We start from the raw sequence: 24,409 nt of genomic DNA, 5'->3' as shown, positions 1-24,409 counted from the left end.
GCCGGAGCCTGTGCCTGGGTCTGAGCCTGCGCTCAGTCCGGCTTGACCTGGGCGCGCTTGAGCACCTTTTGCCAGCGCGTCTGCTCGGTGGCAATGAACTGCGCGAACTGCTGGGGCGTGCTGCCGATGGGCTCGGCCGCATCGCCCTGCAGGCGCTTGAGCGCGTCGGGCGCCTTGACGGCCTTGGCGCATTCGGCAGCCAGCTTGTCCACGTGGGCTCGGGTCATGCTGGAGGGGGCGAGCATGCCGTACCACTGCGTCATCTCGAAACCCGGGAAGCCCTGCTCGGCCACGGTTGGCACATCGGGCAACTGGGGCAGGCGCTGGGTCGATCCCGTGGCGATGCAGCGCACCTTGCCTGCCTTGATGAAGGGCAGCAGGGCGGCGGCGCCCACGGAGGCAGCGTCCAGCCGGCCCGACATCAGGTCCGTCATCATCGGCCCCGTGCCGCGATAGGGCACGTGCAGCATGAAGATCTCGGCCGTCATCTTCAGGTACTCGAAGGCCAGGTGCCCGGCGCTGCCATTGCCGGCCGAGCCGTAGCTGAGCTGGCCGGGCTTCTTCCTGGCGTAGGCGATGAGTTCGCGCAGGTTCTTGACCGGCACATCGGGGTGGACCACGTACAGGCTGGGCACCTTGGCCAGCAGGCTGACGGGCTGGAAGTCCTTGTTCGCGTCGTAGGGCAGCTTGTCGAAGATGTAGGGATTGACGGCCAGCGTGCCGATGTGGCCCAGGATGACGGTGCTCTGGTCATCGGCGCGCGCCACTTCCTGCATGGCGATGTTGCCGGCCGCGCCGGGCTTGTTGTCCACGAAGACGTTCTGGCCCAGGGTCTTGGACAGCTCGGCGGCCGTGGAGCGTGCCACGATTTCCGAGCTGCCGCCCGGCGCAAAGGGCACGACAAAGCGGATGGGACGCGTGGGCCAGGCGTCCTGCGCCAGCGCGGCCGCAGGCAACAGGCCCGACAGGGCCATGGCGCCCGTGCCGGCCAGCAGTTGGCGGCGGCCGAGCGGGGGCAGGTCTGCGTGGTGAAGAAAGTCGCGCGAAGGCATGTCTGGTCTCCTGGCTATCGTTGTAGTGAATGGGCAGCGGATGCGGCGCCAGCGATGGTGGCGCCGGCGGCTGTCAATCTGCTGTCAAACCAGGGTCTGCAGGCTACGGAGATACCCGGGGGATCAGGCTTTTCCCTCGGCTCCCAGGGCCTGGCCGATGGCCTCGGCCGCCTGCATGCCGCTGCGCACGGCGCCTTCGATGGTGGCCGGATACGGTCCATCCACATGGTCGCCGCAGGCCCACAGGCCGTGGCCCAACTCCATGCCGGGGCGCTGTAGCTGCGGCAGGCAGGCGAAGGTGGCGCGCTTGTCGATCACGGTGCGCAGCGCAACCAGTCCATGCCAGCCCAACTGCGCCCGGGCCTGGGCCAGCACCTGGGCCTGCAGGGTTTCGCGGTCCGATGCGCTGTCGCTGATGACGAAGGCCATCAGGCCCTGAGGGCCGCCGAGTTGCCCACGGTCGAAAACGAATTGCGCAGGCGCATCGGGCGTGGAGCGCAGCGCCAGCCAGGGCGCGCCCGGGGGCAATGTGTGCGAGGCGTCAAAGGCCTGCGCATAGACGGTGGCAATGGGGCGGTGCTGCAGGTCCTGGGCCAGCTGCGCCCAGCGCTGCAGGGCTATGCCGTCGCGTGCAGGCAGGCTGTCGTGCTCGGCAGCGGTGAGTGCCAGGCGCGCCGCCTCGGGCGCGGGGCAGGCCAGCAGCACGGCGTCGAAGGGCGCGTCTTCGCCCTGGGCTGCGCCCAGCGTCCAGTGCGGGCCCTGGGGCTGCAGTTCGGCTACGCGGCTGCCCAGGCGCACGGCGTGGCCGCGCTCTTGCAGCCACTGCGCGGCCGGCGCCGGGAACAGGCTGCCCAGGTCACGGCGCGGCACCAGGAAATGCGAGCCGCCACGGCCGCTGAACAGCGCATCGCGCAGCACGCGAAGGAACACCGTGCCGCTGGCCAGGTGAATGGGCGTGTTGAGCGCCGAGATGCACAGCGGGTCGATGAACTCGCTGACCAGGCGCTGCGGCAGGCCGGCGCACAGGTCGGCCACGGTGGCCTGCGGCGCGCAGCGAAAGCCCGCCAGCCGCCAGCGCACGGCGCGCGCCAGCAGGGCTGCACGCTCGCCCAGGCTCCAGCCGCGTGCGGTGGCAATGCCGGCCAGCGCATCCAGCGGCGCAGGCCAGTCGGGAAAGCGCAGGCCGCTGCCATCGATATAGGGCAGGGCCATGGGCTGGCGGTGCAGGGCCTGTTCAGGGTCCACGCCCACCTCGCGCATGAGTCGCAGGCTTTCGGTGTAGGCGCCGATGAGGATGTGCTGGCCGTTGTCCACGCGCAGCGGGCCCTGTGGCGTGTCGAGGTCCATGCCGCGCGCACGGCCGCCGGGCTCGCGTGCGGCCTCGTGCAGGGTGATGTGCCAGCCGCTGCGCGCCAGCATGAGGGCGGCCGCGAAGCCGGCCCAGCCTCCGCCGAGGATGGCGGCGCGCGGCGTGTCCTTGGCGCTGTCTCTGCTCACCGCGCCATGCGCCCCAGCGCCTGCATCTTCCAGGCCAGCCACAGCTTGCGCAGCGGCGGCAGGCTGATGCGCTGGTGCAGCACGCGGAAGTCGTCGGCCTCGATCTCGCGCAGCAGGGTGCGGTAGATGCTGGCCATCATCAGGCCGGGCTTTTGCGTGCGGCGGTCGGCCGCGGGCAGCAGGGCCAGGGCCTCGTCGTAGAGGCGGTGGGCGCGCTCGGCCTGAAAGCGCATCAGCGCGGTAAAGCGGTCGGAGTACTCGCGCTTGGTGATCTCATGCGCCTTGACGTCGAACTGCTGCAGCTCGCTGATGGGCAGGTAGATGCGTCCGCGCATGGCGTCCTCGCCCACGTCGCGGATGATGTTGGTCAGCTGGAAGGCCAGGCCCATCTTGTGGGCGTAGGCCGTGGTTTCTTCCTGTGTCTGGCCAAAGATGCGCGCGGCCACTTCACCGACCACGCCTGCGACCAGGTGGCAGTAGCGCGTCAGGCCCTGGAAGTCCAGGTAGCGGGTCTGCTCCAGGTCCATGCGGCAGCCGTCGATGACCGCCTGCAGGTGGCGCTCCTCGATGCCGTAGACCGGGGCGTGCGGCATGAGTGCCCGCATCACGGGATGGGAGGGCTTGCCTGCAAAGGCCTGGTGCACTTCGTTTTGCCACCAGCCGAGCTTGGTGGCGGCCACGCCGGGGTCGGAGACTTCGTCCACCACGTCGTCCACTTCGCGGCAGAACGCATAAAAGGCGGTGATGGCCGCACGGCGCTCGCGCGGCAGGAAGAGGAAGGCGTAATAAAAGCTGCTGCCCGAGGCGGCAGCCTTGTCTTGGACGTACTGATCCGGATTCATATGGGGCCGGATTGTCCCATGGACGGCTGGGAGCCAAAGCCTGGGTGTCGCAACGGCCGGCCCGCCATCACATGCGCAGGGCGCGCCACAGCAGCAGCGGGGCATCGGCCTTGCCGACGGTGGGGCGGCGGTAGAGGCTGGCGCCCTGTAGCGCATCGACCTTGTCCAGGATGCGCAGCCCGCCCTGCACCACCAGACGCAGTTCCCAGCCGATGCGGCCCGGCAGGCGGTGCACCAGCGGTGCGCCGGACTGCATCAGTGCGCGCGCCCAGGCCGACTGCTCGGCCAGCAGTGCGCGCACGGCAGGGGTCAGTGCAGCGGGCTCGGCGCGCAGGTCTTCACGCCGCACGCCATGGGCGGCGCAGTCGGCATCGGTCAGGTAGTGGCGCTGGCGTGGCAGGTCCACGCTGAAGTCCTGCCAGAAATTGATCAGTTGCAGGGCGGTGCAGATGGCGTCGCTGCGGGCCAGCGATTCGGCATCGTCCACCCCGTACAGATGCAGCAGCAGCCGGCCCACGGGGTTGGCCGAGCGGCGGCAGTAGTCAAGCAGCTCCGCGCGGTCGGCGTAGGTGGTGCCGGACTCGGTCTTGCGCACGTCCTGCGCGAAGGCGCTGAGCAGGTCGTCCATCAGCGCCAGCGGCAGCTGGTGGGCGCGTACTTGCGGCGCCAGCCCTGCAAAGACAAGAGGCCAGGCTGTGCGGGCGAGCATGGAGGCCTCGCCTTCGGTGCCCAGCGCCATCAGGTCGGCACGGTAGGCGGCCAGCGCGGCCAGGCGCTCGGACGGCGTGGCGTCGCCCTCGTCGGCCAGATCGTCTGCAGTGCGTGCGAAGTGGTAGAGCGCGGCAATCGGCGGGCGCAAGCGGGGCGGGCACAGCCAGGACGCCACGGGAAAGTTCTCGTAGTGCGTGACCGGGGCGGGGGAGGCGGGCAGGGTGGGAGCGGTGGACTTCACGGTGGCCGATTGTCGATGCTGCGCGCAAGGCCATGCATTTCACTTGACGGGCTCAAGGGCTTCTCCTAAATTACTAACCCGTCAGTCAGTAAACGGCGCCAGCCAGCTGCCGCGGCATGTTGCCCGGATCTTGCAGCCCGCAGCCGCTTTTCGCACCAGCCCTCCCGGATCCACATGCCCGACTTGCCATCGAACCCTGCCGCGCCCGCTTTGCCGCGCCATCTTCTTCTTGCCCCTCTGTGCCTGGCCGCTGCGCTGGCGCTGGGCGCCTGCTCCAAGGCCGAGCCGCCGCCCGAGCCGGTGCGCGCCGTCAAGCTGCTCACCGTAGGCGTGGGCGCGCTGGACACGCAGCTGGAGTACGCGGGCGAGGTGCGCGCGCGCATAGAGTCGCGCCTGGGCTTTCGCGTGGCCGGCAAGCTCGTTCGCCGCGAGGTGGAGCTGGGCCAGCACGTGCAGGCAGGCCAGTTGCTGGCACGGCTCGATGCCAGCGACTACCGGCTGGGAGCTGACGCCGCGCGCGCCCAGGTGGCGGCCGCGACCACGCAGCGCGATCTTGCCGCTGCCGATGTGAGGCGTTACTCGCAGCTGAAGGCACAGAACTTCATCAGCGGTGCGGAGCTGGAGCGGCGCGAGGCCACGCTCAAGTCCGCCCAGGCCACGCTGGACCAGGCCAAGGCACAGCTGGCATCGCAGAGCAATCAGGAGTCCTACGCGCAGTTGCTGGCCGATGTGCCCGGCGTGGTGACCGGCATAGACGCCGAGCCCGGCCAGGTGGTGTCGGCTGGCTCGCCCGTGGTGCGCATTGCCCAGGACGGCCCGCGCGACGTGGTGTTCGTGGTGCCGGAGGACAAGCGCGGCGCCATCCGCGTGGGCCAGAAGGTGAATGTGCGCCCGTGGTCGGCCGGCATGCAGCCGCTGCAGGGCCAGGTGCGCGAGGTGGCAGCCAGTGCCGATCCCGTCACGCGCACCTACCAGGTGAAGGTGGCACTGCCCACTTCGGACGCCGCCGCCGTGCCGCCGCTGGGTGCCACGGTCCACGCACTGCCCGAGGGCATGGGCCCCACGGGCCAGCCCGTGATCAAGCTGCCCACCACCGCGCTGCGCCAGGAAGGCGGCGGTGGCCAGGGCACGGCCGTGTGGGTGTTCGATGCCGCCAGCAGCACGGTGAAGCTGCAGCCCGTGCAACTGGCCACGGCCGATGGCAACGAGGCCGTGATTGCCGCAGGCCTGACGCCCGGCATGCAGGTGGTGGCCGCCGGCGTGCATGTGCTCACGCCAGGCCAGAAGGTCACGGTCTATCAGGACCGTTATGACAAGGCCCCGCAGCCGGCACAGCAGCAGCAACAGACACAGCCTGCACAGGCACCTGCCGCCACAGGCGCTGCGCCCAGCGGAGCGGCCCAATGAGCGGGCCCAAACACAAGGCGCCGCAGGGCGCGCACTTCAATCTTTCGCGCTGGGCGCTGGACCATGTGGCGCTGACGCGCTATTTCATCGTCGTGCTGCTCCTGCTGGGCTTTGCCTCGTATTTCCAGCTGGGGCAGGACGAGGACCCGCCCTTCACCTTCCGCGCCATGGTGGTGCGCACCAACTGGCCCGGCGCCACGGCGCAGCAGATGGCCGAGCAGGTCACCGACAAGATCGAGCGCACGCTGCAGGAGGTGCCCTACGCCGACAAGATCAGCAGCTACTCCAAGCCCGGCGAGTCGATGATCATCTTCCAGCTCAAGGACAACTCGCGCCCCGGCGATGTCCAGCAGCTGTGGTACACGGTGCGCAAGAAGATTGGCGACATGCGCTACACCCTGCCGCAGGGCGTGCAGGGGCCGTTCTTCAATGACGAGTTCGGCGATGTCTATGGCGTGATCTACGCCCTGCAGGCCGACGGATTCAGCTACGCCGAGCTCAAGACCATGGCCGACGACGTGCGCCAGCGCCTGCTGCGCGTGCCCGATGTGGCCAAGGTCGAGCTGTTCGGCGTGCAGGACGAGAAGGTCTACATCGAGCTGTCGCAGCGCCGCCTGTCGCAGCTGGGCCTGGACATGAACCAGGTGCTGGGCCAGCTGGGCCAGCAAAACGCCATCGAGGGCGCAGGCGTGCTGCAGACGCCGCGCGAGGACGTGCAGGTGCGCGTGGCCGGCCAGTTCCTGGCGGTCGACGAGCTGCGCGCCATGCCGATCCGCGGCGCATCGGGCGCGCAGCTGCGCCTGGGCGATATCGCCGAGATCCGCCGGGGCTATGCCGATCCGGCCAATGTGAAGGTGCGCCACCAGGGGCGCGAGACGATTGCGCTGGGCGTGTCCATGACCAAGGGCGGCGACATCATCCGCCTGGGCAAGTCCCTGCGCGGCGCCGTGGGCGACATCGCACGCACGCTGCCGGCCGGTGTGGAGCTGGCCAACATGCAGGACCAGCCCAAGGCCGTGGCCGATTCGGTCAACGAGTTCCTGCAGGTGCTGATCGAGGCCGTGGTGGTGGTGCTGGCCGTGAGCTTCATCAGCCTGGGCCTGCACAAGCGCGAGGGCCACCAGCCGCTGTGGAAGCGCTGGTACATCGACCCGCGCCCGGGCCTGGTGGTGGCCATCACCATTCCGCTGGTGCTGGCCGCGACCTTCCTGGCCATGTGGTACTGGAACATCGGCCTGCACAAGGTGTCGCTGGGCTCGCTGATCATCGCGCTGGGCCTGCTGGTGGACGACGCCATCATTGCCGTCGAGATGATGGTGCGCAAGATGGAGGAGGGCTACGAGAAGTACCGCGCCGCCACCTTCGCCTACGAGATCACGGCCAAGCCCATGCTGACCGGCACGCTGATCACGGCGGCGGGCTTCCTGCCCATCGGCATGGCCAAGTCCATGACGGGCGAGTACACCTTCGCCATCTTCGCGGTGACGGTGATTGCGCTGGTGCTCAGCTGGTTCGCCTCGGTGTACTTCGTGCCCTACCTGGGCATGCTGCTGCTCAAGCGCCCGCCGCACGCGGCCACGCTGCCGCCCGAGGTGGCCTCGGGCGAGGTGCCCATCGAGGAGACCAACCTCAATGCCTCGTCTGCCGAGCATGAAGTCTTCGACAGCCCGTTCTACAACCGCTTCCGGCGCGCCGTGAACTGGTGCGTGACGCACCGCTGGCTGACCATCGCCATCACGGTGCTGGTCTTCGCGCTGGGCCTGGTGGGCATGTCGCGCGTGCAGCAGCAGTTCTTTCCGGATTCCAGCCGGCCCGAAGTGCTGGTGGACATCTGGTTCCCCGAGGGCACGTCGCTGGCCGCCAACGAAGCCGTCACGCGCCGCGTGGAAGAGCGCTTCATGCAGCTGGACGGCGTGCGCACGGTCAGCGAGTGGGTAGGCTCGGGCGTGCCGCGTTTCTACCTGCCGCTGGACCAGGTGTTCCCGCAGAACAACGTCTCGCAGTTCATCCTGGTCGCCCAGGACCTGCCCACGCGCGAGCGTCTGCGCAAATCGCTGCCGGCGCTGCTGGCCCAGGAGTTCCCCGAGGTGCGCGGCCGCGTCAAGCTGCTGCCCAACGGGCCTCCCGTGCCCTATCCGGTGCAGTTCCGCGTGTCCGGCACCGATCCGCAAAAGCTGCGTGCCTATGCCGACGAGGTCAAGCAGGTCATGATCGCCAACGCCGACATGCGCGGCGTCAACGACAACTGGAACGAGTCCGTCAAGGCCGTGCGCCTGGAGGTGGACCAGGACAAGGCGCGCGCCCTGGGCGTGAGCAGCCAGGCCATCGCCCAGGCGGCCCGCGTCATGCTCAGCGGCTCCACCGTGGGCCAGTTCCGCGAGGGTGACAAGCTCATCGACATCGTGCTGCGCACGCCGTATTCGGAGCGCGACGCCATCACCGACATCGCCAACGCCTACCTGCCCACGGCATCGGGCAAGTCGATCCCGCTCACGCAGATCGCCAAGCCCGTGATGGTCTGGGAGCCCGGCGTGATGTGGCGAGAAAAGCGCATGTTCGCCATCACGGTGCAGGGCGATGTGCGCGAAGGCCTGCAGGGCGCAACGCTGACCCACGCGCTGCTGCCGGGCCTGCGTGAGATCGAGGCGCGCTGGCACGCTGCGGGCGACACGGCCTACCGCATCGATGTGGCCGGCGCCGTGGAGGAAAGCTCCAAGGGCTCGGATGCCATCGTTGCCGGCGTGCCGGTGATGCTGTTCCTCACCTTCACGCTGCTCATGCTGCAACTGCGCAGTGTCAGCCGTTCACTGCTGGTGTTCATCACCGGGCCGCTGGGAATTCCCGGCGTGGCGGCGGCGCTGCTGCTGTTGGGCCGGCCCTTCGGCTTCGTGGCGCTGCTGGGCGTGGTGGCGCTGATGGGCATGATCCAGCGCAATTCGGTGATCCTGATCGACCAGATCGAGACCGACCGCGCGCGCGGCGTGCCGGCCTGGGACGCCATCATCGAAGCCGCCGTGCGCCGCCTGCGCCCCATCGTGCTGACGGCTGCCGCCGCCGTGCTGGCCATGATCCCGCTGTCGCGCAGCGTGTTCTGGGGCCCCATGGCCGTGGCCATCATGGGCGGGCTGATCGTGGCCACGGTGCTGACACTGCTGGCGCTGCCGGCCATGTACGCCGCCGTGTTCCGCGTGCGCCGCGAGCCCACGCATTGAGGCGGCGAAAACGCAGAGGTCGCCGCTCAAATCCGGGGTATGGCAATGCACCCCGCAATTGCGGCTAGAATCTGCGCCCTGACCTAGGAGCCGCCGCGCAGGCGGCTCCCCCAAGAACCAGCGCGGGTGGCGAAATTGGTAGACGCACCAGGTTTAGGTCCTGACGCCAGCAATGGTGTGGGGGTTCGAGTCCCCCCCCGCGCACCACGCACCAACGCCGCTCAACTGCGGCGAACACTGCTCAAGCCCGCTTCCTGCAGAGGAGGCGGGCTTTTTTTCTGGGTTCTGGGGGCAAAACAGAACGGGTTGAAACCGGCACAAAACAGCGCAAAATCACATCACAATCCCGCGCAGATCCCGCTTGTGATCCCGCGCGGGCTGCAGGAGGTGGGATGGCGTATTTCCGTAAGGTGAAGAACGGCTGGCGGGCCGAGGTGGAGCGTGCGGGCATCCGGCGCACCGCCACGCGGGCGACCAAGGCCGAGGCGCAGGGCTGGGCCGTGGCCGAGGAGGCAGCCATTCTGGCCGGGGCGCGCGGGGAGTTTCCGCGGCGCACGCTGGTCGAGGCGGTGGAGCGCTATCGGCGCGAGGTCACCGACAAAAAAACGGCCAGCACGGCGCGGGCCGACCATTTGCGCTTTGATGCCTGGCTGCGCGAGTTCCCCGAGCTGGCCTCCAAGGTCTTCCACGAGATCACGGGCGACGACCTGGCGCGCTGGCGCGATGCGCGGCTGCAGCAGGTCTCCGGCGCCAGCGTGCTGCGCGAGGCGCAGCAGTTCCGTCCGATCTGGACTCTGGCGGTCAAGCAGTGGAAATGGGTGGGCAAGAGCCCCTGGCCGGAGATCAAGCTGCCGGCCAAGTCCCATGCGCGCCGGCGCACGGGGCAGTGGAGCGAGGTGCGGCGCATGCTGCGCTCGGCCAATGTCTCGCCGCGCCTGGCGCCTGTCACCGCCATGGAGCAGACGGCCTGGACCATGCTGGTGGCCCTGCACACGGCCATGCGCAGCGGCGAGATCCTGCGCATGGGCCGCAGCAATGTGGATCTCAAGCGCCGGGTCTACCACCTGCCGCACCACAAGACCGAGGCCAAGGTGGGCGAGCGCCATGTGCCGCTGACGCGCCGTGCCGTGCGCCTGCTGCGCGTGCTGGACGCCGCCGCCGAGGCTGCCGGGCGCGACGCCTACTGGACCATCAGCGACGCCAGCCGCGACACGCTCTACCGCAAGCTGCGCGACCGGGTGATGGTGGAGGGCCTGCGCTTTCACGACCTGCGCGCCACGGCGCTGACCTGGCTGAGCAAGCGCGTGGATGTGATGACGCTGGCCCGCATCAGCGGCCACGTGGATATCAACGAGCTGTTCAATACCTATTACCGGGAGACGGCCGAGGACATCGCGGCACGGTTGTAGGCAGTATGGTTGCCAGAAATATCACTCCAATATGATATGTTGACAATATTATTCTAGAGTGATAATTTCAATTCATCATCTTGAGATGATATTTTGAATGCCCTGGCCAGGAGAACACGATGGACCACCTGTTGCAACTGCCCGATCAGCTTGCGCTGCACCTGAAGTCGCTGCGCAAGGCCGCTGGCGTGAGCCAGGCCCAACTGGCACAGCGGCTGGGCGTGTCCCAGTCGCGTGTGGCGGCGATAGAGCGTGACCCGGCCGCCATCAGCGTGCGCCAACTGATGGAGATCCTGCAGCTGCTGGATGCCGATCTGCTCATGCGGCCCAGGGCGGATGCGGTGGCTTCTTCTGCGTCTGCACCTGTGCCTGGGCCTGTGCCTGCTGCGTTGAGGGTTGCCGAGCCAGCTCCACAACCGTACGCGGGTGACAACGTGCCCCGCAAGCCCGCCGACCGCCCCGTGACCTTCAAGCCGCAGGCGCTGCCGCCGCACTGGCAGGACCGCAAGCCGAAAGGGTCCTGGTGATGGCGGCGCTGGGCGTCTGGATGAATGGGGAGCGGGTGGGCACCTGGGAGGTCACGCGCACGGGCCGCCATGTGTTCGCCTATGACCCGGCCTGGCCGCAGAGCGCGCATGCGCGGCCGCTGTCACTGTCCATGCCCTTCACGCGCGACCTGACGGTGGCGGGCGAGGTGGTGGCCCATTATTTCGACAATCTGCTGCCGGATGGCGAGGGCATTCGCCGGCGCATTCACCAGCGCTTCGGGCTGCGCGGGATCGATGCGTTTTCGCTGCTGGAGGCCATTGGCCGCGATTGCGTGGGGGCCGTGCAGCTGCTGCCCGAGGGTGCCGTGCCCGACGGTTTTGACCAAGTGCGCTTCGAGCCGCTGAGCGAGGCGCAGATTGCAGAGCACCTGGCCAGCCTGGGTGGCGGGTTTGGTGCGCTGGAGGTGGACCAGGAGTTCCGGCTGTCCATTGCCGGTGCGCAGGAGAAGACGGCGGTGCTGCGCCATGGCGGCCAGTGGTGCCGCCCGCTGGGTGCGACGCCGACCACGCATATCCTGAAGCCGGCCATCGGCGTGGTGCCGCACTGGCACTACAACCTGAGCGAGTCAGTGGCCAATGAGTGGCTGTGCGCCCGCCTGCTGGCCGAGCTGGGCTTTGCCGTGGCCGACAGCAGCATCGAGAGCTTTGGCGGGCAGCAGGTTCTGTGCGTGGAGCGCTTTGACCGCGCCTGGACGGCACAGGGCTGGATTGCGCGCCTGCCCCAGGAAGATTTCTGCCAGGTGCGCGGCGTTGCCAGCGCCAACAAGTACGAGACCCACGGCGGGCCCGGCATGCTGCAGTGCCTGCAGGTGCTGCAGCATGGCAGCGAGCCTGCCCAGGATTGCGCCCGCTTCGTGATGGCCCAGCTGGCGTTCTGGCTGCTGGCGGCCACGGACGGGCATGCCAAGAATTTCTCGGTGTTCCTGCAGCCGGGCGGCCGCTATGAGATGACACCGCTGTACGACGTGCTGTCGGCCTGGCCCATCATCGGCCATGGCCAAGGCAAGATTGCCCGCCAGCGCGCCAGGATGGCCATGGCCCTGCCGGGGCGCAGCCGCCACTACCGCCTGGCCGAGATCCAGCGCCGCCACTGGAAGGCCTTGGCCGAGACCACGCGCATCGCAGGCCTGTGGGAGAGCATGGTGGAGATGGTCGAGGCGCTGGACGGCGCCATCGACCGGCTGCAGCCGCGCCTGCCGGCCAGCGTGCCGCAGCCTATGGCCCGGCAGATCTTCGACGGGGCGCGCGACCAGGCACGCCGTTTTCTTGCGGGCAGCGATCACTGAGCGCACGGCGATTGCCTGGTGCCGGCTCACCGGCGCCCCTCGGCCCAGGCCTTGACGTCGGCCATGCGCCAGTAGCGGATGCGGCGGCTGGCGTTGATGAAGGGCTTGGGAAAGTCAGGGCGCTTGGTCAGGCGCGCGGTGACGTGCTCGCGGCTCAGGCCCAGGTAGTTGGCGATGCCCTGGGTGTCCAGGCGCGGGGCGCTGTGAAAGAGTTCCATGTTCTGTTGCGTCATTGCGGTGTTCTCCGATGTCGTGTCCGGTGCTGGGGTGCTTGATCAGGTGTGGCGCGGCGTGATGGACTTGCCTGCCTTCTTGCGCTCCACACATTCAACTCGCTCGACTCGCAGCACTGGCCGGCCGCTGGCCAGCAGTGCGCAGGCCTGGGCGTGGCTGGCGCTGGCCGCCTTCAGGCGCAGCACGGGCAGCAGGCGGGCGTCGGCCAGTTGATCCAGCTGCGCGGCGTCCACACCGTGGGGGATGAGGGTGGCGCGGTAGCTGCGCAGGGCGGTGATGTTGTGGTGCAGGGTCCTCCTGGGGTGGATCAGCTGGAAAAGAAAGGGTGGTTGGATGGCGTGGCGCCGGATGCGGGGCGGTGCAGCACGGAATCGGCACCCGAATCGGGCCCGGCCGGGTTGGCCCGGTCCTCGCGCTGGAGCCCGCCGCGGCCGATGAGGGCGCGCAGCGTGTGGCCCGTGAGCCGGGCCGTACAGTTATTGAAACCAGTCCAAGCGCGCGCCAGCGGCGCGCGGGCGGGCAGGGCCGGCGGGGCCACGTCGGCGACCTCGGCGACCTCGGCACCCTCGGCGCTTTCCGCACCTTGGGTTTCCTGGAACTCCAGTGTGGCGCGCGCCACGCTGCGCCAGGCGATGCGGCGCGAGACCAGCCACTGGCCGCGCCGGGTTTCCAGGCCCACCACGCGGCCGCAGCCGGGCGCGATGGCCTCGCCGTATTGGTTGACGGCGCCGGCGGGCACGGGGCGGCGTGCCATGCGCAGGTGCCAGCGGTCGCGGGCCAGGCAGTGGCCGCCCATGGCTTCCATGTAGCGGCGCCAGTCGGCGGGGATGTCGGGCCCGTGGCGGTGGCTGGCGCCCCAGGCCTTCCAGCTGGCCTTGTCGCCGTCGATGCGGATCTGTTCGACCTGGTCCTTGCTGACACGGCGCAGTTCGCGCCAGACGCAGACGCTGGGCATGCCCACGGCCTGGAACTGGCGAATGCCCCAGCAGGCGGCCCAGGCGTCCACGCGGCGGTGGCCGGGCATGCCGCCCTGCTCCACATCCCACAGGCGGCCCTGCACCACGTCGAGGTGGTCGGCCAGGGCCGCATGGCCCACGCTCTTGGCGATGTACTTGGCCACATAGCCGGCAGCGCCGCCGCCGGTCATGCGCTTGACGTTGACGCGGTTGCGCTGGGCACCACGCTCGTCGCCATCTTCGCTGAGCCACCATTTGCGGATGGCGGCCTCGATGTGCCGGGCGTGCTCCTCGCACTCGGCCCAGACCAGGGCGTGCCAGTGCGGCGTGGCGTCATGGTGCGGCTCGGCCACGCGGATGCCGTACATGGCGATGCGCTGGCGGCCCAGGTGCGATCGCACGCGCGCCCACATGGTGCGCAGCCACAGCTGGGCATCGCGCGGCGTGCTGTGGCCGTCGTAATGGGGGTTGGGGCGCGGCCGGCCGCCGCTGCCCAGCGTGACGGCGTGAAAGCGGCTGGGCGCCGTCAGCGTGAGAAAGAGGCCGACGTGGCTGCGCGCGTCGGCATATTCCTCTGCGCCGCGGATGCGCGTCATCAGCTCGCCGCCACGGATCACGGGGTTGGCCGGCGACAGCGCGGCCAGCTCGGCCAGGGTGAAGACCTGGCCGGCCTCGTTTCGGTAGAGGCTGCGCTCCAGCGCGCGGGCGTTGCGTTCGATCTGCGCGGTGCGCCGGCGCACGGTGGCATTGCTGGCATAGCCGCCGGCGCTGCGGTTGACGATGCCCAGCTTGACGGCGCCGGCCTCCACGGTGCGCGTGACGTGGCGGCGCAGCATGCGGCGCCACCAGGCCGCGTCCAGCGCGCGGCGGATGGCGGGCTCGCCGGCCAGCGGCGTGCTTTCCTGCAGGCCCAGCATGCGCAGCATCAGCCGCACCAGGTCCACGCGTGCGGCCAGGTCCATGTTCTGGGCCTGGGCGCCGGCGTCGAGCTCACCGACTTCTTCGCTCAGGCGCCTGGCCATCTGGCAGATCTCGTAGTCGTCCAGGTTCCACTCGGCCGCACGGCCGTGGCGGCTGGCAAAGTCGTCAATGGCGGCCAGCGCGTCGTGGCAGGCAGCCCATTCGGGCTGGCCGTTGGCGTGTTGCGCGCCCTTTTGCCAGTCGCCCAGGCCCAGCAGCTTCATGGGCTGCAACCACTGCGGCGGCAAGGCTTTTTCCAGCCCCTGCATGGCGCGCTGGACCATGTGGGGGCGGGGCTTGTGCTGGTCCCATTGCTGCAGGCTGGCGGTGCGCAGCCTGCGGCCGGTGGATTTGGCGGCGAGCAGGACGGACATGGACTCAGGTCCTCAGGGCCAGCGCGCGCAGCGGCAGCAGGCAGCTGCGCAGCGCGCGGATCTGGCGGCGGATGGCGTCGCGCTCGGGCGGCGGCATTTCGCGCCAGTCGCGCAGGGCCAGCTCCTCGATCTCGCCGTCTATGCCCGCCAGCAGCACCAGGGCCATGCGGAAGTGGCTGGCCAGGCCCGCCCATTCGCGGCTTTCGGCGCTGCCGCAGCGGCCGTTGGCGCAGCGCTGCGCGGCCTCGCGCTGCAGTTCGCGCAGGCGGATGCGGCAGTCCTGGACGCTCAGGCGCTGGTAGGCCTCGGGCAGCGCGGGCGGGTCCTCGGGCCGGTATTCGGGCGCGGGCGCATCGTCTGCCCGCAGCAGTCGCATCAGATCGGAAAGGCGCAGGTCGCCGAGCTTCATGGTCTGTCCAGGTCGTTTCAGGGTGAGCGCATCCCGCAGGGCCTTCATGCAGGCTCCGCAGGTTGCGGGAAAGGGGGTGGGGTGGCGGCGGTGCAGGCGGGCTGCCCGCGCGCCGGGTGGGGCGCCGTCAGGAGCGGCGAAGGCGCCCCGGCCGCGCTAGCTGCGCGCGCCTTGGGTGGATTGGGCGGATTCGGCCGCCTGGGCTGCGCGGTGCGCTGCGCCTTCGTATTGCGAGGACGGCATGGCGTCCAGCTGGGTCTGCAGCAGCTTGCGCTTGATGTGCGTGCTCATCGGCAAGATCACCATGGGGTTGGGGATGGCGCTGGGGCTGATGGTGCGGTTGATCTCGGTGACCGCCGAGAACACATGGCCGCACTCGAAGTTGCGGCACTGGAAGATGGTCTCGCGGCTGGTGCTGGTCAGCTGCAGGCTGGTGCGGGTGTAGGCGTGTTCGTTGCAGTGGGGGCACATCATGCGCATGGCAGGCTCCTGGGGGCAGTTGGGATCGAAGACAAGGCGGTGAACAGGTCGGCGCGGGTGGCTATCGCGCCTGATCGGCCTGGGGCAGCGGCGGCATCTGCTGCTCGTACTGCTGCATGCCCATGCGGTACAGCTTCAGCGCGAAGTTGGAGGCGCTGCGGCTTTCACGGCTGGCATAGCGGGCGTGGCGTTCGCGTTCGGATGCCGTCATGCGCAGTGGCACGGGCCTGTCATGAAGCACCGGATCCGCAGGGATACCGGGCACGGCTCTGGGGGAGTGCATGGCTGTCATGTAGTATTTGGGATGGTTTGGATGGTTTGGTTACACGCTGACTGCATCATTGCTCGAAATTTCGAGCATGTCAATTGATGAATAGAAGAAATTTCGATCACATCGGTGAAAGGCTGAGGCAAGAGCGTCTGCGTCTGGACGTGGCGCAGCTCGCCATGGCCGACGCCTGCGACGTCTCGCGCGGCACCCTGGCCACCTGGGAGAAGGGCGAGCAATCGCCCAATGCGGCCGCCCTGGCCGTGATGGCGGGCCTGGGCGTGGATGTCCTGTATGTGGTCACGGGCCAGCATGCGAACGCATCGGTCCAGACCCTGGCGCCCGACGAGCGCGAGCTGCTCGATTGCTACGGCCGGGCCGACGATTCGGGCCGCGCCGCCATCATGGCCGTGGCGACCCTGGCCGCGCGCTGAACGGCCTGCGCCGGCCGCTCCAGGACTCGCTCTACCCGCCCCTCTCGCTCACTTGGCGCGCGTCTCCAGCGTCAGCTTGGAGGTGAAGCCGCCGTCGCCCAGCTCGTGCTGGATCTTGACGACCAGCCACGGCGTGTCATCGATCTCCGCCTTGAACCCCTGCAGCTTCAGCGGCGTCTGCGGCATCAGGTCGGGCCGCGCCAGCGCCAGCTTCAGGCCCATGGTGGCCTTGGCGCGGTTGATGCGGCCCATCTCGGCCTTGGCGGCGGCCTGCGCCTCGGCCTCGCTGCCGTAGGTGTCCTTCAGGCGCTTTTCGTTGTCCTCGGCGCCCTGCGTGGCGCTGCGTTTTTCGGCACGATCCGCGTCGTTCCAGTACGCGCGCACGCCGCTGTAGTCGTTGCGTGCGGCCGTATGGTAGTTGTGGCTGTCGCCCACGGCGCGCGTGAGCGTGGCGGCCTCCACGGCCTGGCCGGCAGCGGTGATCTTGCTGTCGATGGCGATGAAGGCCAGCTTGCCCTTCTTGACCGTGCACACGGCGTCGTACTGCCGCGCCAGGCGGCTGCAGAAGTTCAGGTCGCTCTCGTGGGTCTGGTCGATGTGGTCCACGCGCAGGTTCTCGAACTGCGCGTCCACGCGCACCTGCAGGCCGTTGCGCTGGGCGATGCTGCGCACGATCTGGCCCAGCGTGCTGTTGTGGTAGCTGTGCTCGGAGCGCGTGCGCAGCTGGCGCTTGAGCTCGGCCGAGCGCGCATGCACCACGATCCTGTCGGGCGCACCCTGGTGCTCCACCTCGTCCACCTCGTAGGTGCCCTTGTCGACCAGGCCGTGGCCGGCCCAGCCCAGCTTCAGCGCGATCTTGGAGCCCTTGCCCGGCATGGGCAGGCGCCCATCGCTGTCGTCCAGCGTGATGTCAAGCTTGTCGGCCTCTTCGCCGCGCGATTCGGACAGCGTCAGGTTCATCAGCCGCGTGTTCACGCTGCTGGTGATGTCGCGCCCGTCCAGGACGATTTCATACTGGGGCTTGGCGTGCAAGTATTCCTGCGTGGCCATCAGATCCACCATTCCCAGAAGTCTTCATCGGGCCAGGGATCGACGCCGCCGCTGCCTTCGGCCAGGTGGTCGTCCACGCGGGCCAGCTTGAGGTCGAACTCGATGCGGCGCGGCTTGCCGCCCGGTGTGTAGTGCGTGCCGGTCTGGCGCAGGTTTTCGATGACCCAGGCCCCCAGCGGGGCATCGCCGCGCACCAGCGCCCAGGCCTTGCCGGAGTCGGCCATTTCGGTCAGGAAATCCAGCGATGCGGCCGTGCCCCGGAACTCGGGCGCGAGCACGCCGCTGAGCGACATGCTGTCCTCGCCCGGGCCCAGCGACTGGCGGGCGGGGCGTGCGCCTACGCGGCTGTTGCTCGGATGGCGCCAGGCGCTGTCGCGCGCCATCTTGTCGAATGCCAGTGTGTCGATGCCAAAGGCAAACAGGCCCAGTGTGATCAGCATGCTCATGCTCCTCAATCGATATCGGACAGCTGCGACAGCACGCTGGAGCGCTTGGCCATGTCGCGGCGGTCCAGCTCGGCGGCCACGGCGCGGGCAATGGCCTGCGCGTCCTGGCCAGGCGCAGCGTTGACGGTGATATGGATGGTGGCGCCAGCCACCGCGGCCGGTGCCGGCGCGGGTGCAGCGGCGCTGGCCAGCGGCGGGCGGCTGTCGATGCGCACGGCGCCCGTGTCGGCCAGGGCCGGCATGGCGCCCGTGGCCAGCGTGGCCGCCGTGGCTGCGGCCGCGACACCCTGGCGCAGTGCGCCGGCGCGGCCCTGGTCGGGTGCTGACGCATCGCCGGACTTGAACCACGAGCCCACCGATGAGGCCAGGCCGCTGATGCCCTTGCCGGCCAGGTCAGAGACCACGCCGAACAACCCGCCCGTGGCGCCATCGAGGCCGGCCTTGCCGGCCTCCAGCAGCGTGCCGCCGACGCCCTTCCAGTCGCCGGCCTTGAAGGCGGTGGAAAGGCCATCCCAGTTCTGCATGATCGAGCCGCCCGCGCCCATCAGGCCGCCTGCGAGCCGGCCCATGGGTGTCATGCGCACCAGGCCCATCAGCGATGCGGCTGCACCACCCAGACTACCGCCCAGGCCACCGCCGACGGCTCCTGCGGCCCCCAGGCCGGCGCCCAGCAGGCCCATGACGGCGCCCGCACGGCCCTTGCCTGCACCTGTAGCTGCGCCTGCACCGCCGCCGAAGATGCGGCCTGCAGCGCGGCCCGCGCCGGCCAGGGCGGTGCCTATGCTGCCCATGGCAGCGCCGCGGCCCATCATGGCCAGCGACAGGACCACGGCGCCCAGCCCGCGCCTGAGCACGCCCGCAGCGTTGCTGGCCACGCGCATGCCGCCCGACAGCAGGCCCATGGCTCCGCCACCGCCGCTCATCATGGACAGGGACAGGACCACGGCGCCCACGCCGCGCCGGAGCACGCCCGCAGCGTTGCTGGCCATGCGCATGCCGCCCGACAGCAGGCCCATGGCACTGCCGCCGCCGCCCATCATGCCCAGCGACAGGACCACGGCCGCCAGGCCGCGCCTGAGCACGCCCAAGGCGCCGCTGCCTGCGCCCATGGCCGCGCCCAGCAGGCCGAACACGGTGCGCGTGAGCAGCAGCGGCGCCAGCAGGCCGAACAGCACGCTGCTCACCAAACCGACGCCTGCGATCAGCAGGCCCAGCACAGCCACGATGCGCAGCGTCCACTGCACGATCTGGGGATGCTCCTTGACCCAGGCACGCATGCCTTCGGTCATCTCGCGCAGCGTGCCCAGCACGGCCTTGAGGTCGGACTCGATGGTCGAGCCCATGTCGCTCAACAGGCCGTTGTAGCTGTCCTTGACGGACTCGTATTGGGCCGAGACCGAGTCCTTCAGGATGGCCACGCGCCCATCCAGATCCGCCTGTGACTTGAGCTGGGAGGCGATCTGCTGGTAGCCGCCCGGGCCCTGCTGGATCAGCGCCTCCAAGGCCTTGCGCGTCTGCGCGTCGCCGCCGGCCAGCTTGTCCAGCGCAGCGGCGCGCAGCTTGTCGCTGCCCAGGCTCTGCAGCTTTTGCAGCTGGGCCATCATCTGCTCGGTGCCGCCGAACTGGCCGCTGGCGTCCTTGAAGTCCAGCGACACGCCCTTGCTCGCGAGCATCTTGTTGACCTGGCCCAGTTTGGCCGGGTCCATGGAGTTCTTGACCAGGTTGCCCACGGCCTTGCCGGCGGCCTCGCCACTGATGCTGGCGTCGTTGAGCATGAGCAGCAGCGGCGCGAACATCTGTCCCGACCTTGCGCCCTGCTGTCCCAGCTGCGGCAGAGCCTTGCCGATGGCGTCCAGGCCCTTGACCATGCCTGTGGGGTCCAGTCCCAGGTGGGAGGTGCGCTGCACCGTGTCGGCCAGTGCGGCCATGTCGCCCGCGCTTGCGCGGGTGGCCTGCTGCAGCTGCGCCGCAAACTCGCCGGCCTCCTTGGCGGGCATGTTCAGCACCGCGCCCAGGTTGGCCGCCTGCCGGGCCACGCCGCCCAGCACATCCTGCGAGGACACGCCCTGGCGCTGCAGCTGGTTCATCATCGCGATGTAGTCGGCCGTGCTGCCGGGCATGTCGGTGCCCAGGCTCTTGGCCAAGTCCAGCACCTGCTGGTAGTCGGCGCCCGGCTTGCCGTTGCTGCCCGCCATGGTGGCGCGCAGCTGCGCGGCGGCCTGGTCGTCAGTCATGAAGGCCTGGCTCACGGCGCGCACGGGCGCCAGCATCTTGCCGCCCGTCTCGCGCAGCGCCTGGCCGCGATCGGCCAGGGTCTTGCTCTGCTCGCGCAGGGCGTCGATCCTCTCCAGCCGCTGGGCGGCCGGTGCTACCACCTTGCGCTGCTTTTCCATCTGGGCCGTGGTGGCGCGGATGTCGTTGTGCAGCTTGCGCTCGTGCGCGGACAGGTTGCCCGTGTCCACGCCCGCGCCGCGCAGGCCTTCGCGCATGTCCATCAGGCGCGATCGCTGCGTGGCGCGCAGCAGCGCCAGGCGCTCCTCCTCGACCTGGGCCGAACGCAGCGCGCGCAGCATGGTGCGCGAGGGCTGCTCGCCCGCGCCCGATTCCAGCCGCAGCTGGGCCATCTGCTGGCGCGCGCCGCGCAGCCGTGCCGTGGTGTCTGCCAGGCCGCCGCGCAGCGCGCGGTAGTCGCCCAGCTGGGTTTGCTGCTGCTGCAGCTTCTTCAACTGGTCGACCGTTTCCTTGAGTTCCCTGGCCGTGTTGCTGCTGGTTCTTCCCAGCAGCGCCAGGGGCTGGTGCACGCGCTCGGCCTGCTTGAGCACCTCGTCCAGGCGCAGGGTGTCAACGGCCATGGAGGGCTCCCTGGCCTGTGCGGTGTTGGCGTTGGGTGGAGGTCATTGGCAAGGGGCGTGCAAGAGAGGGGCGAGAGGCGGGCGATGGAGTGGGGGTGGTGCTCAGTCCTGGCTCAGTCCTGGCTTTCGTAGCGCTCGCGCGCCCGTTCATGCCATTGGCCGAGTTCGGCCAGCGACATGTCCTCCATGTCCGCCGGCCGCCAGTGGAAGACCATGGCCAAGTCGGCCATGGCGTCCTCTACGCGCTCGGGAATTGCTCCCTCTGCGCCTTCGGCACCAAAAAAGAGGCCACCTCCGTACCCAGGGTCACCAGGTCGGCGGGGTCCAGCTGCAGCACCTCGGCCTTGTGCAGCATGGGCTCGGTCACGCGCGGCAGCAGGGTCTGCAGCGCGGTCACGTTCATGTGCAGCAGCTCGACCAGCGACAGGCCGCGCAGCGCGCCGGCATTGGGGCGGCGCACCAGTACCCGGGCCAGGTCGCCGCCGGGGCGCTTGAGCGGCACGTCGAGCGTGATCTCGCGCGCATCGCCCGATGCGAGGGCGGCCGCATTGGCGGCAGCCTGGTTCTGGAGGTCTTCCTGGGGCTTGGTGGTGTCCATGGTGTGTCAGCGTTCGGGTGAAGAAAAGAGGAGGACCGGGCCGGCCGGCCCGGTCAGTTGAGCCAGGCTCAGATGCCCAGCGCGGCGCGGACCTGGGCCAGGCGGTCGATGCCGTTGACGACTTCGACGAAGTTGACCGGATCGATCTCGATCAGCACCTGGCCGTTGATGGACAGGCGGTAGTAGCTGACGGCCAGCTTGTACTTGATCTCGGTCTTGTCGCCGGCCTTGGCCTTGCCGGGGTCGAACTCCGAGAAGCGGCCACGCATGACCACTTCCAGCGAGTCCACGCCTTCGCTGTCATCGCCCTGCAGGGCGCCGGCGAAGCGCAGCAGCACGCCGTCGTGGCGCAGCGTGCCCCAGGTGGAGATCAATTCCTTCATGTAGCCGGCAGCGGTCAGGTCGGCCTCGATGGCCTCCATGCCGAAGTCCAGGCTGACCTCGCCGTTCATGCCGCCGGCGCGGTACTTCTCCATCTTGCGGGTGAGCTTGGGCAAGCCCACTTCGGGCATGTCGCCGATGTACGAGTTGCCATCCACGAAGGTGGCGAAATTCTTGAGAGAGCGGGGCAGTCCCATGGTGCTTTTCTCCTGTGTATCCGGTGTGTTCGGTGTATTGGGTGTGTCGGGTGCGGCCGCCGCTTACTGGCCGGTGCCCACGCGCAGGGCGAAGTCGGCGAAGTAGCGGTCGGTGATGCGCTGGCGAAAGCCCAGGTCCTCCAGCGGGGGCACGGGCGTGTAGTCGTAGTCCAGCACCAGCTTGCCGGCCTTGAGCGTGGCGGTCTCGTTGACCGTTTCGTCGTACCAGGCCTTGCCGTCCAGGATGTAGCCCAGGGCCTTCAACTCGCGGAACTTGGTGTTGATGCCTTCCAGGATGTCCTTGACCAGGCTGGGGTGCATGGGCTTGTCCACGGCCCAGAAATGCGCCTCGGCCATGGTGTCGGCCAGCACCTGCGCGGTGCGCACGCTGGACTCGAAGCGGAACAGCTCGCTGTCCGTGCAGGTGCGCGAGCCCCAGAAGCGGTGGCCCTGGCTCTGGATCAGCGTGGTGATGCCGGCCTGGTTGAGGATGCCGGCCTCGGTATCGGGGCTTTGCAGGTCCCAGTGCACATCGCGCGAGATGCCCAGCACGCCGGACAGCGGCACGTTGGACAGCGTCTTGTGCCAGCCCTGCTCCTGGTCGATGCGCGCGCGCAGGCCCAGGGCGTAGGCCACGGGCGAGGCGTCCTGCACGGCGGCGGTGGAAAGGTCCAGCGCCTTGAAGCCGGGCCACAGCAGCATCAGCTCGCGCTGGCCGAAGTGCTCGCGGTAGGCCTGGGCCTCGGCCACATCGTTGCCGATGGCCGCTGCATACGCAAAGCCGCGCAGCTTGATGGCCACGGATGCCAGCGCGTCGGTCACGGCCTGGCTGTCCAGGCCCGGCGCGCCCAGAATGCGCGGCTTGACGCCGAGCTGGGCCTGGGCCGCCAGCAGCGCCTGCAGGCCCGTGTACTGGTTGCCGGCGGTGGTGCCGATGACCTTGGCATCCTGGTCGGTGCGGCGCTCGGCCTCGGTGGCGCCTTCGCCATCAGCCACGCGAACCACGACCAGCACCGGGCGGCACTGCTCCTTGATGGCGTTCAGCGCCTGGGCCAGCGTGCCCTTGGTGCCGGCCTTGCCGATGGCCGCATCGACCTTGGTGACCAGCACCGGGCGGTTCAGCGGGAAAGTGGCCGCATCGGCGTCGCTGGCCGTGGCCACGAGGCCGATCACGGCCGTGGACACGATGCGGATGGAATTGATGCCTTCGCTCACTTCCGTGACGCGAATGCCATGATGGAACGGGGCTGTCGCCATGGTGTTCTCCGGGTTGGGGGGTGGTTGGGCCGTGGGGCTGTCGTCAAAAAGGGGTGGTCACGGCTGTTCGTGGGCTTGTACGGGGCCGTCCAGGATTTCCTGGGCACGCCCCGCGGCGATGAGTCCGAAAGCCTCGAACTGGCGCAGGCTGTCGGCCAGTTCGGGGTCGTCAAGATCGAGTTGCCGCGCCTGCTCGATGTCCTTGAGCAGTGAGCGCAGCGTGGCCGCGTTGAGACGGTCGGCCTCGCCCGCCTCGGCACGGTCCACCACGGCCCACTCCAGCGCCGTGCGTTCGACCACGGTGAAGCGGCGGCGCAGGGCGTGGGGGGTGATGTGGCGGGGGGCGGGTTTGCCGGCCGCGACGGATGCGGCCGAGGCTTCAGGCAGCGCCTGCGCCACGTCTTCCCAATGCGTGCCGGTCCAGCGGCGGCCGAGCACCGAGGTGTCGTAGCGGGGCAGGGGCAGCAGGTCGGGAGCGTTGAGCTCGGCGTGCGTTTCGGTGATGGCGAAGGCCACGCCGGCGGGGGTGAGCTGGGCGTAGTGGTGGGGCATTACTTGAACTCCACCAGTTCCCATGACATGGAGAACCCGGTTCCTGCTCCCGCCCACGGTGGAAGCGTGCAGTTCCCTTCAATTTGGGTGCCAGAAATCAAGGCAACATGTCCTCCGTTGAACATGCCTTCGGTGTTCCATGGGCGAACACCTGTGCTACCTAGATACGACAAGGCTGCTTTTGCGGGATTGACCGGTGAAATGCTGACAACCACCCTGCTAGTGCTTCCGCTACTAGTGGCGGGAATATCGATTCGACCCCTCTGAACGCTCTTGATGACAGTACTGCCGTTGACCTGGCTGCTCAGTTCCGCAACCGCGCTGCGTGCGGCCGCCAGGGAGCTGGTCAAGGCAGCAATTTCCGCCCGCGTCTTCACCAGATCGGCACTGATGACGGCATCCAGGCTCACGCGGGCACCTTTGCGCAAGCTGCGGTGTTGATGGAATCGACAGTGATGGTTTGTTTCATGCTGAAGTTCATGCAGCCAAGGCGGCCTGGTTGTCCTGGCAGGGCCTGACGCCGGCCGCCTGCACGGCCGCTGGCGCTGTGCCCGGGTTGCATTGATGTTCTCGCGGCGGGGGCATGGGCGCCAGCGACCTTGGCTGTGCCGGAGGGCTGCACAGAGGCTTGGTTTGGCGCGTCTGTCGTTTGGGTCGGGCATGGCAAAGCTCCGGTCGCAACGGCGCCGGAGCTAAGTGGATGGCAAGGAGCGAGCGTTACGAAACGGGAGTGCCCAGGTTTTTGCCTCGCTCGTT

The 24,409-nt window shown here is 69.0% G+C and carries 25 protein-coding genes and 1 tRNA gene; 7 read left to right on the top strand and 19 right to left on the bottom strand.

The annotated features are described in order from the left end of the window. Nucleotides 1-32: 32 nt before the first annotated feature. From LGR64_RS16425 to hpnC, 4 genes are all read right to left on the bottom strand, one after another. Nucleotides 33-1,052, bottom strand: a complete 1,020-nt coding sequence (locus LGR64_RS16425) for a Bug family tripartite tricarboxylate transporter substrate binding protein (RefSeq protein ID WP_097202878.1) — start codon at nucleotides 1,050-1,052, stop codon at nucleotides 33-35. A 123-nt stretch (nucleotides 1,053-1,175) separates the two neighbouring features. After that, on the bottom strand, nucleotides 1,176-2,549 hold the full coding sequence (hpnE, locus tag LGR64_RS16420; RefSeq protein ID WP_141834005.1) for a hydroxysqualene dehydroxylase HpnE: 1,374 nt from the start codon (nucleotides 2,547-2,549) through the stop codon (nucleotides 1,176-1,178). Beyond that, entirely contained in the window at nucleotides 2,546-3,391 is an 846-nt protein-coding gene (hpnD, locus tag LGR64_RS16415) for a presqualene diphosphate synthase HpnD (RefSeq protein ID WP_012204489.1), read from the bottom strand. The genes hpnE and hpnD overlap by 4 nt, the downstream gene beginning before the upstream one ends. A gap of 67 nt (nucleotides 3,392-3,458) precedes the next feature. Next, on the bottom strand, nucleotides 3,459-4,343 hold the full coding sequence (gene hpnC, locus LGR64_RS16410; RefSeq protein ID WP_141834002.1) for a squalene synthase HpnC: 885 nt from the start codon (nucleotides 4,341-4,343) through the stop codon (nucleotides 3,459-3,461). Nucleotides 4,344-4,517: 174 nt separating this feature from the next. On the opposite strand from hpnC, the gene LGR64_RS16405 reads away from it, so the two are divergent. The 6 genes from LGR64_RS16405 to LGR64_RS16380 all read left to right on the top strand — a co-directional run bounded on the left by LGR64_RS16405 (nucleotide 4,518) and on the right by LGR64_RS16380 (nucleotide 12,205). Then, entirely contained in the window at nucleotides 4,518-5,750 is a 1,233-nt protein-coding gene (locus LGR64_RS16405; protein WP_141833999.1) for an efflux RND transporter periplasmic adaptor subunit, read from the top strand. Continuing rightward, a complete protein-coding gene (locus tag LGR64_RS16400) occupies nucleotides 5,747-8,962 on the top strand; it encodes an efflux RND transporter permease subunit (protein WP_043825239.1) in 3,216 nt (1,071 codons plus the stop codon). The genes LGR64_RS16405 and LGR64_RS16400 overlap by 4 nt, the downstream gene beginning before the upstream one ends. A 120-nt stretch (nucleotides 8,963-9,082) precedes the next feature. Next, nucleotides 9,083-9,169 (top strand) — tRNA-Leu (locus LGR64_RS16395). Nucleotides 9,170-9,354: 185 nt separating this feature from the next. Beyond that, the gene (locus LGR64_RS16390; RefSeq protein WP_141833996.1) at nucleotides 9,355-10,371 is read left to right on the top strand and encodes a tyrosine-type recombinase/integrase; all 1,017 of its coding nucleotides are present in this window, start codon (nucleotides 9,355-9,357) and stop codon (nucleotides 10,369-10,371) included. A 119-nt stretch (nucleotides 10,372-10,490) separates the two neighbouring features. Further along, on the top strand, nucleotides 10,491-10,898 hold the full coding sequence (locus LGR64_RS16385) for a helix-turn-helix domain-containing protein (RefSeq protein WP_088165354.1): 408 nt from the start codon (nucleotides 10,491-10,493) through the stop codon (nucleotides 10,896-10,898). Beyond that, entirely contained in the window at nucleotides 10,898-12,205 is a 1,308-nt protein-coding gene (locus LGR64_RS16380; RefSeq protein ID WP_141833993.1) for a type II toxin-antitoxin system HipA family toxin, read from the top strand. The genes LGR64_RS16385 and LGR64_RS16380 overlap by 1 nt, the downstream gene beginning before the upstream one ends. A gap of 26 nt (nucleotides 12,206-12,231) precedes the next feature. Here the strand turns inward: LGR64_RS16380 and LGR64_RS16375 are convergent, their stop codons facing one another. The 6 genes from LGR64_RS16375 to LGR64_RS16350 all read right to left on the bottom strand — a co-directional run bounded on the left by LGR64_RS16375 (nucleotide 12,232) and on the right by LGR64_RS16350 (nucleotide 15,901). Further along, nucleotides 12,232-12,438, bottom strand: coding sequence for a helix-turn-helix transcriptional regulator (locus tag LGR64_RS16375; protein WP_012204496.1), 207 nt, complete (start codon nucleotides 12,436-12,438; stop codon nucleotides 12,232-12,234). Between the two features lie 42 nt (nucleotides 12,439-12,480). Next, nucleotides 12,481-12,672 (bottom strand): hypothetical protein, encoded by a 192-nt coding sequence (locus tag LGR64_RS16370; RefSeq protein WP_230356114.1) that lies wholly within the window; start codon nucleotides 12,670-12,672, stop codon nucleotides 12,481-12,483. A 74-nt stretch (nucleotides 12,673-12,746) separates the two neighbouring features. After that, on the bottom strand, nucleotides 12,747-14,729 hold the full coding sequence (locus tag LGR64_RS16365) for a replication endonuclease (protein ID WP_230356112.1): 1,983 nt from the start codon (nucleotides 14,727-14,729) through the stop codon (nucleotides 12,747-12,749). Between the two features lie 4 nt (nucleotides 14,730-14,733). Beyond that, nucleotides 14,734-15,138 (bottom strand): hypothetical protein, encoded by a 405-nt coding sequence (locus tag LGR64_RS16360; protein WP_230356111.1) that lies wholly within the window; start codon nucleotides 15,136-15,138, stop codon nucleotides 14,734-14,736. A 156-nt stretch (nucleotides 15,139-15,294) separates the two neighbouring features. Then, complete coding sequence (locus LGR64_RS16355) at nucleotides 15,295-15,618, bottom strand: ogr/Delta-like zinc finger family protein (RefSeq protein ID WP_230356109.1); 324 nt, start codon at nucleotides 15,616-15,618, stop codon at nucleotides 15,295-15,297. Between the two features lie 61 nt (nucleotides 15,619-15,679). Then, entirely contained in the window at nucleotides 15,680-15,901 is a 222-nt protein-coding gene (locus tag LGR64_RS16350; RefSeq protein WP_224986487.1) for a hypothetical protein, read from the bottom strand. An 86-nt stretch (nucleotides 15,902-15,987) separates the two neighbouring features. On the opposite strand from LGR64_RS16350, the gene LGR64_RS16345 reads away from it, so the two are divergent. Further along, on the top strand, nucleotides 15,988-16,320 hold the full coding sequence (locus tag LGR64_RS16345; RefSeq protein WP_012204502.1) for a helix-turn-helix domain-containing protein: 333 nt from the start codon (nucleotides 15,988-15,990) through the stop codon (nucleotides 16,318-16,320). A gap of 48 nt (nucleotides 16,321-16,368) precedes the next feature. Here the strand turns inward: LGR64_RS16345 and LGR64_RS16340 are convergent, their stop codons facing one another. The 9 genes from LGR64_RS16340 to LGR64_RS16300 all read right to left on the bottom strand — a co-directional run bounded on the left by LGR64_RS16340 (nucleotide 16,369) and on the right by LGR64_RS16300 (nucleotide 24,063). Then, complete coding sequence (locus tag LGR64_RS16340; RefSeq protein WP_083571145.1) at nucleotides 16,369-17,382, bottom strand: contractile injection system protein, VgrG/Pvc8 family; 1,014 nt, start codon at nucleotides 17,380-17,382, stop codon at nucleotides 16,369-16,371. After that, nucleotides 17,370-17,810, bottom strand: coding sequence for a phage tail protein (locus LGR64_RS16335; protein ID WP_065347910.1), 441 nt, complete (start codon nucleotides 17,808-17,810; stop codon nucleotides 17,370-17,372). Before LGR64_RS16335 ends, LGR64_RS16340 begins: the two co-directional genes overlap by 13 nt. An 11-nt stretch (nucleotides 17,811-17,821) precedes the next feature. Further along, complete coding sequence (locus LGR64_RS16330; protein WP_230356107.1) at nucleotides 17,822-20,668, bottom strand: phage tail tape measure protein; 2,847 nt, start codon at nucleotides 20,666-20,668, stop codon at nucleotides 17,822-17,824. Between the two features lie 113 nt (nucleotides 20,669-20,781). Next, nucleotides 20,782-20,898, bottom strand: a complete 117-nt coding sequence (locus LGR64_RS16325; RefSeq protein ID WP_012204506.1) for a GpE family phage tail protein — start codon at nucleotides 20,896-20,898, stop codon at nucleotides 20,782-20,784. Nucleotides 20,899-20,906: 8 nt separating this feature from the next. After that, nucleotides 20,907-21,266, bottom strand: a complete 360-nt coding sequence (locus LGR64_RS16320) for a phage tail assembly protein (RefSeq protein WP_012204507.1) — start codon at nucleotides 21,264-21,266, stop codon at nucleotides 20,907-20,909. A 68-nt stretch (nucleotides 21,267-21,334) separates the two neighbouring features. Beyond that, entirely contained in the window at nucleotides 21,335-21,844 is a 510-nt protein-coding gene (locus LGR64_RS16315; RefSeq protein WP_012204508.1) for a phage major tail tube protein, read from the bottom strand. A 63-nt stretch (nucleotides 21,845-21,907) separates the two neighbouring features. Then, entirely contained in the window at nucleotides 21,908-23,101 is a 1,194-nt protein-coding gene (locus LGR64_RS16310; protein ID WP_016450710.1) for a phage tail sheath subtilisin-like domain-containing protein, read from the bottom strand. 57 nt (nucleotides 23,102-23,158) lie between these two features. Next, nucleotides 23,159-23,653, bottom strand: coding sequence for a hypothetical protein (locus tag LGR64_RS16305; RefSeq protein ID WP_230356105.1), 495 nt, complete (start codon nucleotides 23,651-23,653; stop codon nucleotides 23,159-23,161). Next, nucleotides 23,653-24,063 carry a hypothetical protein gene (locus tag LGR64_RS16300; RefSeq protein ID WP_230356103.1) on the bottom strand — a complete coding sequence of 137 codons (411 nt, stop codon included), beginning with the start codon at nucleotides 24,061-24,063 and terminating at the stop codon, nucleotides 23,653-23,655. Before LGR64_RS16300 ends, LGR64_RS16305 begins: the two co-directional genes overlap by 1 nt. Nucleotides 24,064-24,409 lie beyond the last annotated feature (346 nt).

This window comes from Delftia sp. Lp-1 (genome assembly GCF_020523835.1).
Taxonomy (GTDB): domain Bacteria; phylum Pseudomonadota; class Gammaproteobacteria; order Burkholderiales; family Burkholderiaceae_C; genus Comamonas; species Comamonas acidovorans.
Note: the sequence above shows the minus strand (reverse complement) of the source record. Positions and strands in the feature narration are given on the sequence as shown.